Source organism: Aeromonas sp. QDB56 (assembly GCF_027705505.1).
Classification (GTDB): domain Bacteria; phylum Pseudomonadota; class Gammaproteobacteria; order Enterobacterales; family Aeromonadaceae; genus Aeromonas; species Aeromonas caviae.
In genome coordinates this window covers 1-1,218 of record NZ_JAPDBZ010000279.1, presented here as the reverse complement: position 1 = coordinate 1,218, position 1,218 = coordinate 1, and the positions used below count along the sequence as shown (strand labels likewise).

At 58.3% G+C, this 1,218-nt stretch carries 2 protein-coding genes; both read right to left on the bottom strand.

All coding sequences use genetic code 11. The features are described from left to right. Window positions 1-18: 18 nt before the first annotated feature. Window positions 19-195 (bottom strand): group II intron maturase-specific domain-containing protein, encoded by a 177-nt coding sequence (locus tag OKB81_RS20395; RefSeq protein WP_270805437.1) that lies wholly within the window; start codon window positions 193-195, stop codon window positions 19-21. Window positions 196-218: 23 nt separating this feature from the next. Continuing rightward, window positions 219-1,091 (bottom strand): group II intron reverse transcriptase/maturase, encoded by an 873-nt coding sequence (gene ltrA / locus OKB81_RS20390; RefSeq protein ID WP_270805436.1) that lies wholly within the window; start codon window positions 1,089-1,091, stop codon window positions 219-221. Between the last annotated feature and the right edge of the window lie 127 nt (window positions 1,092-1,218).

Here is a 1,218-nt window from a genome sequence, read left to right as displayed (position 1 = left end):
CGAGATGACGTGAGCGCGTTAAGGATCAGGGTGTTCACGTTGGCCGGAATGGCTGTTCAACTTCACCGGAATACGCAGTATCCGGCGGCGGATCCATTGATCCAGCTCCACGCAGAGTTGATAGCAGTTGGCGATACCAAAGTAGTGGATCCAGCCTCGCAGGTATTGGCTCGTTTTGAAGAGTTGATACTCCATCGCGACGCCCCAGTTGCGGTTGGTCAGTCGTCTGACTTCTGCTTGAAACGCTGCAAGCTGTTCGGGTGGATGAGGATCCTCCCCGTCTTGAAGGTAAATCCGAGGAACTTACTCTCCGAGGTTTTGACGACATGGCTTTTGCTGGCGTTGACCACCAGTTTCAAACGCTGTTGCAGGTAGCGGCTGATGCTGGCCAGTACGCGCTCTCCCGCTCGCCGACTCCTCACCAGTATGGTGAAATCATCGGCATAGCGGGCGAAGGCGTGGCCACGCTTTTCCAGCTCTTTGTCCAGTGGGTCGAGCATGATGTTGGCCAACAGCGGCGATAACGGACCGCCCTGTGGCACACCTTCTCGACTCTCCTGATGCTGCTGGTTAGCGATAAACCCGGCTCGCAGGTATTGGCCAATCAGGCCCAGTAGCCGCTTGTCGTTGATCTTGGCGCCCAGTTTACTCATGAGCAGATCATGGTTTACCCGGTCGAAGAACTTCGAAAGATCCACATCGACCGCAACGCCGCGGCCTTGCTTGATGAGGCGCTGTACCTGTTGCACCGCTTGCTGCCCGTTTCGATGGGGCCGGAACCCGAAACTGTTATCCGAGAGGCCGGGGTCGAAAATGGGCGTCAGCACCTGGGCAATGGCTTGCTGGATCACCCGGTCGGTGACGGTCGGGATCCCCAACTGGCGTTTGCCGCCATCGGGTTTACCGATCTCGACTCGCCGCACTGGCGCCGGGTGATATTGCCCGACTCGCAGCTCGGTTGCCGTCCGTTTCCAGTGACCCGACCTTGCCCACGCCGGGAAGGCCTCGATAGTCATGCCATCGACACCGGGGGCGCCCTTGTTGGCTCGAACGCGGTGCCATGCCGCGAGGATATTGTCTCGTTGCAGCACCTGCTCGAAGAGATCTTGGCTAAAGGCTGGCTGCGGGTTGGCACGCTGAATGGGTAACCGTTCACCGGGAGGATGTTGACAACAACTCTTCCGGGAGCGGGTAGTCTGTTTTCTCTATGCAGGCACT